General features: G+C 68.8%; 4 protein-coding genes and 1 pseudogene. 4 read left to right on the top strand and 1 reads right to left on the bottom strand.

Annotation, left to right across the window (positions count from 1 at the left end; all coding sequences use genetic code 11):
• Window positions 1-1,226 (top strand): annotated as a pseudogene (locus tag VF697_RS40990) (proteoliaisin); the annotation flags it as partial.
• 75 nt (window positions 1,227-1,301) lie between these two features.
• On the opposite strand, the gene VF697_RS40985 reads toward VF697_RS40990, so the two are convergent.
• Complete coding sequence (locus tag VF697_RS40985; protein ID WP_331103874.1) at window positions 1,302-3,551, bottom strand: M4 family metallopeptidase; 2,250 nt, start codon at window positions 3,549-3,551, stop codon at window positions 1,302-1,304.
• Window positions 3,552-4,078: 527 nt separating this feature from the next.
• Here VF697_RS40985 and VF697_RS40980 point away from each other — a divergent pair.
• From VF697_RS40980 to VF697_RS40970, 3 genes are read left to right on the top strand one after another with little or no spacing between them, the layout of a single operon-like run.
• Window positions 4,079-4,798, top strand: coding sequence for a MotA/TolQ/ExbB proton channel family protein (locus VF697_RS40980; RefSeq protein WP_331103872.1), 720 nt, complete (start codon window positions 4,079-4,081; stop codon window positions 4,796-4,798).
• A gap of 3 nt (window positions 4,799-4,801) precedes the next feature.
• Window positions 4,802-5,236: a biopolymer transporter ExbD gene (locus VF697_RS40975; protein ID WP_331103870.1), complete on the top strand. Its 435-nt coding sequence runs from the start codon at window positions 4,802-4,804 to the stop codon at window positions 5,234-5,236.
• A gap of 16 nt (window positions 5,237-5,252) precedes the next feature.
• Window positions 5,253-6,053, top strand: coding sequence for a TonB family protein (locus tag VF697_RS40970; protein WP_331103868.1), 801 nt, complete (start codon window positions 5,253-5,255; stop codon window positions 6,051-6,053).
• Window positions 6,054-6,113: the final 60 nt, after the last annotated feature.

The following is a 6,113-nucleotide window of genomic DNA, read 5'->3' as shown; positions in this document are numbered from 1 at the left end:
AGTCGGCCAGCTGCAACGCCAACTGCACGGTGCGCGTCTGCGGCGACGGCATCACCAACGTTACCGCCGGCGAGCACTGCGACACGAGCGGCGAGTCGGCCAGCTGCAACGCCAACTGCACGGCGCCCGCCTGCGGCGACGGCATCGTGAACGCCAGCGCCGGCGAGCAGTGCGACAACGTCGGCCCCTCGAATTCCGCCAGTTGCGACCGGGACTGCTCCGTCGCCTTCTGCGGCGACAACTACACCAACGCAGCGCGAGGCGAGCTGTGCGACACGGGCGGCAACTCCCGTACGTGCAACTCCAACTGCACCCCGGCCGCCTGCGGTGACAAGTACATCAACCCGGAGGCCAACGAGCAGTGCGACACCGGCGGGGAGTCGACCATGTGCGACACCGACTGCACGCGGGTGGCCTGCGGTGACGGCCGCATCAACCCGACGGCGGGTGAGCAGTGCGACGACGGCAACACCGCGGACGATGACGACTGCCTCTCCACAACGTGCAGGCGCAGCGTCTGCGGCGACGGCAAGGTCAACATCCACGGCCCAAGCCGTACCGAGGCCTGCGACGACGGAAATACCGCCAACGAGACCGTGTGCCCCTATGGCCCCGGCACCTGCACCACCTGCAACGCGACCTGCTCCGGCACCCTCAGCCTGACGGGCCCCCATTGCGGCGACCGTGTCGTCAGCAACGATGAGGCCTGTGACGACGGCAGCACCGAGGCCTGCGGCACCTGCAACAGCACATGCACGGGACTCCGGCTCGCTCTGGCCACCGGACGCATCCGCCTTGACGGCTCCCTGACGGGCAGTGACCTCAAGGAGGGCGAGTACTTCATCCTCAACGACGGCCTCCATCCCGCGGTGTTCTTCGAGTTCGACAAGAATGGGTCTGTCAGCGGTTCTCGGATCGCCGTCCCCATCACGAGCGCGATGTCGGCGGTGCAGCTGGCCTCTGTCATTGAATCGACCATCAACAGCGCGCCGTGGGTCGGCATCACGGCGGCGGCTTCTTCGCTCGACGTGGACCTGACGAACAACGCGGCGGGCTCGTTTGGCAATCGCCTCATCAGCGAGACGGTCGCGACCTCCCAATTCAGCGTGACGGGCATGTCCGGTGGCGCTGGGTACGACTGCCCGGCGGGTGCCCGGTGCGCGAGGACCGAGGACTGTGACCTCTCCCTGGAGTGCTTGCCCGACGGCACCTGCGGAACCCCGTAGGGCCGGAAAAGACGAAGGCCCCCGGGGCTCGAGTCCCCGGAGGCCTTGTCCTCACCGCACTGTCCCGTCAGGGCCTCACTGGGCCTTGAGGTCCACGCCCGTGTACGCGGAGTAGCCGCGGAGCATGATGTGGTAGGTGCCCGTGGACGGAGCCGTCAGCGTGCACGTCTCGGTGTTGCCCGACTGGTACGGTCGGCAGTCGTACACGGTGGTGCTCGGCTGCGCGCCGAACTTCACGTACAGATCCGCGTCGCCCGTGCTGCCCGCCGCGTTCGGGCGGAGGGTGATGGACACCGCCTGGCCCGCCGTGACGTTGTAGGTCCAGTACTGGGCCGAACCGGAAGCGCCCGCGATGTTGCTCACGGACAGCGGGCTGCTGCCACCCGAGCCCGCCGTGTACGCGCCCTTCAGGCTCATGCCCGAGGCCGCCGTGTAGCCGAAGATCTTCACGTAGTAGGTGCCGGCGCTCGGGGTGGCGAAGGCACAGCTCTCCGTGTTGCCGCCCTTGTACGGACGGCAGTCGTACGAGGTGCTGGTCGGCTCGGCGCCGAACTTCACGTACATGTCACCGTCACCCGTGCCACCGCTCAGGTCGAACTTCAGGTTGCTGGAGCCCGCGGAGACGGCCAGCGTGTAGGTGCAGCTCCAGGCGCTCGTGCCCGCGGAGATGTTGGTGAGCGTCACGCCGTTGGAGAGCGCCACCGACGACGAGCAGGTCGAAGGAGGAGGCGTGGTGGTGCCGCCCACGCCCACGGCCTGCCAAGCCTGGGTGACGGAGGCCTTCTCGGCGGAGGTCGTGCCGTAGAGCACCTCGGCGGCCTGCTCGGTGTACGTCCTCGCCTGGGCGAAGGTGGTGGAGGCCGTGAAGAGGTCCGTGTTGGCCTTGTAGAAGATGCGGCCGGCCTTCTCCACGCCGATCGCCGCCACGCTCACCGTCGTCTTGCCGCGCGGGTGCGTGCCGCCCTTGGACATGAGCGCGAAGGCCAGGTTGCTGATGCCCGAGCTGTAGTGCACGTCCGTGCCCGAGGTGTAGTTCGGGTAGTAGTCGAGCGAGGCGCCGTCCTTGAACGGGTCGTCCATGTAGCGGAGCGCGTCACCCGCAGTGGCCGGCGTCCAGATGTCCTCGCCAATCTTGAAGATGTCCGGCGCCGTGGACCAGGTGCCCGACAGCCAGCTCTCGCACACGCCGGCGAAGATGTCGGACATGGACTCGTTGAGGCCGCCGGACTGGCCCGAGTAGGTGAGGTTGGACTCGTTCTCGGTCACCGCGTGGGTGAGCTCGTGGACCGTCACGTCCAGGTCCAGGCCGAGCATGGTGGAGTCCGTGCCGTTGCCATCGCCGTACACCATCTGGGTGCCGTCCCAGTAGGCGTTGACGTAGTTGGAGCCGTAGTGGACGGTGCTGATGAGCGTGGCGCCCGCGTTGTTGATGGAGTCGCGGTTGAAGAGCGTCTTGTAGCAGTTGTAGGTGTCGCCGAGCCGGGCGTAGTTGGTGTCGACGTGGTTGTCGCCCGTGGCGGCGGCGCCCTCGCCGCGCTTGAGGGTGCCCGGGGTGCTGGAGCCATTGTTGGCCGAGTACACCTTGCGGTTCATCGCGGTGTGGATGTCCGTGGTGCGGCCGAGGATGGAGCCGTCACGCGCGCTCACGAAGACGTGGTCGCGCAGGGGCAGCCCGTCGCCCTCGCCCGTCACCACCACCTCGTAGGCCAGCTTCAGCGCGTGGTCGGATTCGGCGCGGTAGTAGACGAGCCTGGCGCTCTGGGCCGCGAGGCCGGTGCCCACGGTGCCGCGCACGGCGGCCTGGGTGGCCGACTCGGAGGAGATGCGCGCCACGGCCAGCACGTTCTCCCCGTCGCGAGCCGAGCCGTTGACGGCGTAGATGCGGCCGCTCGGGTCCACATGGACCAGAAGCTCGTGGCCCACCACCGGCAGCCCGTTCTTCGTCTGGGCGTAGCGGATGTGGGTGTGGCCCTGCTCGTCCACGCGCGAGCTCCTCACCACCAGATCCGTCGGCAGGAGGCGGAAGAGGGGGGCGATGCGGTGGAGCGCGTCACCTACGCGGGCGTTGGCGTCGCGGGCCGCGAGGCCGCGCGGCGACGGGCCCGTGGAGCCAAAGTCACCGCGGACCATGAAGGGAACGACGCCGTCCTGGTGCGTACCGAGAACCTCGGCGCCCGGGATGGCGCTCAGGGCGGCCTGGATGTCGGCCGAGGAGAGGGTGCCAACGCCGTCGGTGTTCTCCGGCAGCGTCGCGTCGGCGCCCTCCACCCCGCACGCCGCGAGGGGCAGGGTGAGGAGAGCAGCCAGAATCCGATTACGTACCAAGGGGGACCTCCTGCGGGCCGGTGACGAGGGTGCCACCCGGGCCGGGCTCCGGCTTCAGCAGGACGCGTGCCATTCACGGAAGGCGTGACCTTCCTCGGAGCCCTTTTTTACGGGGAGTGCAGGTGGAGCATGGGTGTCCCATGCTCCAGTGGGCCGATGTATGGAAACCTTACAGGAGAGGTGCCAACGCCCTGAAAAGACGAGGGCTTCTGACTTTCGCGCGGCCTGTCCTGATTCCGGACAGCGCGGCCTTGGGAGGGTCCGTTTGAACCCAAACAATCTGTCAGTCGCTCGCCTGCTCGGTTCCTCAACGCACGACCCGCGCGGCTATTCCTGAATTATCACAGTTCACGCGCTTGTCGAAGCCCCCCGCAGCGCTCTCACACGCCGGAGCCGAGCCACGGCGACCAGGGAAGCGAGGGCCCAACCTCCTGATTCATTTGACTTTGCCCCTCTTGAGGAAGAATGGATGCGGCGCGTCGGCGGTATGCTGGGGCGCTCCCTTCCCTCCCTTCACCCAGGTCTCCATGACGTCCTTCCTCCTCCTGGCCCAGATGGGCAACGAGCATGTCGGTTGGCTCAGCCGCAAGCTGCTCGGCGTGACGCTCACCAGCGCCGAGTGGGTGCTGTGGCTGCTCGTCGTGCTCTCCGTCCTCTCCATCGCGCTGATGCTGGAGCGGGCCGTGTACTTCGCCACGCACCGGCTGCCCAACTCCGAGGAGCTGGCCGTGCGGCTGGCGCGCGGTGAGTTCGACGCCGTGCGCGGCGCGGTGGGCAACCACAAGGGCATGGAGGCCGCCGTCATCCGCGAGGCGCTGGCCTCGGTGGCGCAGGGTCCGGAGACGGTGGAGCAGGTCATCGCCTCCACGGTGGCGCGCGAGCGTCCCCAGTACGAGCGCTACCTGTCCTTCCTGGGCACGCTGGGCAACAACGCGCCCTTCATCGGCCTGTTCGGCACGGTGCTCGGCATCATCAAGGCCTTCAACGACCTGGGCAACATGGGCGCCAAGGGCGCGGCCATCCAGCAGACGGTGATGGCGGGCATCTCCGAGGCGCTGGTGGCCACGGCGGTGGGCCTCGCGGTGGCCATCCCCGCGGTGGTGGCCTTCAACGTCTTCAGCCGTCAGCTCAAGACGATCACCTCGCGCACCAACGCGCTGGGCCACGCGCTCGTGGGCAGCCTGCACGCCCAGGGACACCGGGCCGAGTCCGGTCCCCGCCCCGTGGCGGTCGGGGAGGGTCGCTAGGCCATGGCGGGCGGCGCGCAGGACAACGACGAGGAGATCACGGGCATCAACGTCACCCCGCTGGTGGACGTGGTGCTGGTGCTCCTCATCATCTTCATGGTGACGGCCAACTTCATCGTCCGCGAGACGGTGGAGGTGGACCTGCCCCGCGCGGCCAATGGCGGCGAGACGGTGCAGGGGCTCGTCAACGTGGTGCTGGACAAGCAGGGCAAGCTCTTCTTCGACGGCGCCGAGGTGAGCGAGGACGAGCTGCGCCGCCGCGTCGTCACGGCGCTGGAGAAGGACAAGGAGACGCGCGCCATCATCAGCGCGGACCAGACGCTGCCGTACGGCCAGGTGATGCGGCTCATCGACGTGGTGAAGGGCCAGGGCATCGCCAAGTTCGCGCTCAACATCGAGAAGGACGCGGCGCCCGCGGCTGCACCCGCGGCGCCCTGAGGGGTGTCCCAAGGCCATGAGCCAGGCCGCTCTCGACAGTCCCCTGCCCTCGCGCCGCGACCGCTCGTCGCGGGCGGTGCTGCTCTTCGTGCTCGTGTCCCTCGGGGTGCACGGCGCGGGCTTCGTGCTGCTCTCGCGCATGCAGGAGCGCAAGCTGCCCGTGGTGCAGCGCCCGGTGGAGCTGGTGATGGTGGAGGTGCGGAAGCCGCCCCCGCCTCCGCCTCCGCCCAAGGAGGAGCCCAAGCCCGAGCCCCCCAAGCCGAAAGTGGCCCCCAAGCCGCCGCCGGTGAAGGTGGCCCAGGCGGAGAAGCCGCCCCCGCCGCCTCCGCCCGACGCGGCGCCCCCGCCGCCCAATGACGCGCCTCCGCCCGAGCAGCCCTCCAAGCCCGTGCCGCTGGTGGTGGGCATCTCCATGTCCTCCACCACGAGCGCGGGCGGGTTCGCCGCCGCGGTGGGCAACACCGTCTATGGCAAGACGGGAGACAAGGCGACGGACCCCAAGGAGGTGAAGGCGTACTCGGCGCCCAAGTACGTGCCGGTGTACCAGGTGGACTCGGAGCCTCGGGTGGCCGGGGAGGTGAAGATTCCCTACCCCGACGAGGCCCGGCGCGCGGGCATCGAGGGCCCAGTGGTGCTCTCCATCACCGTCGACAACGAGGGCCGCGTGGTGAAGGCCGTCATCGTCTCCGGCCCCGGCTATGGCCTCAACGAAGCGGCGCGCGACGCCCTGCTGCGCTTCCGCTTCAAGCCCGCCGTCAAGAACGGCGAGTCCGTGTCCACGGAGATGAAGTACACGTACACGTTCCTCCTGGACTGAGGCTCCCCTCCCCTCTCCCGCTCGGGAGGGGAGGACGCGGGGCCACGGAGTGAACGCATG

The organism is Archangium sp. (assembly GCF_036388035.1).
Lineage (GTDB): Bacteria > Myxococcota > Myxococcia > Myxococcales > Myxococcaceae > Archangium.
Note: the sequence above shows the minus strand (reverse complement) of the source record. Positions and strands in the feature narration are given on the sequence as shown.

What these genes read in the sequence shown, in the direction of transcription:
- VF697_RS40980 (WP_331103872.1), top strand. Translation starts at nt 4,079, where the DNA reads ATGACGTCCTTCCTCCTCCTGGCCCAGATGGGCAACGAGCATGTCGGT.
- VF697_RS40975 (WP_331103870.1), top strand. Translation starts at nt 4,802, where the DNA reads ATGGCGGGCGGCGCGCAGGACAACGACGAGGAGATCACGGGCATCAAC.
- VF697_RS40970 (WP_331103868.1), top strand. Translation starts at nt 5,253, where the DNA reads ATGAGCCAGGCCGCTCTCGACAGTCCCCTGCCCTCGCGCCGCGACCGC.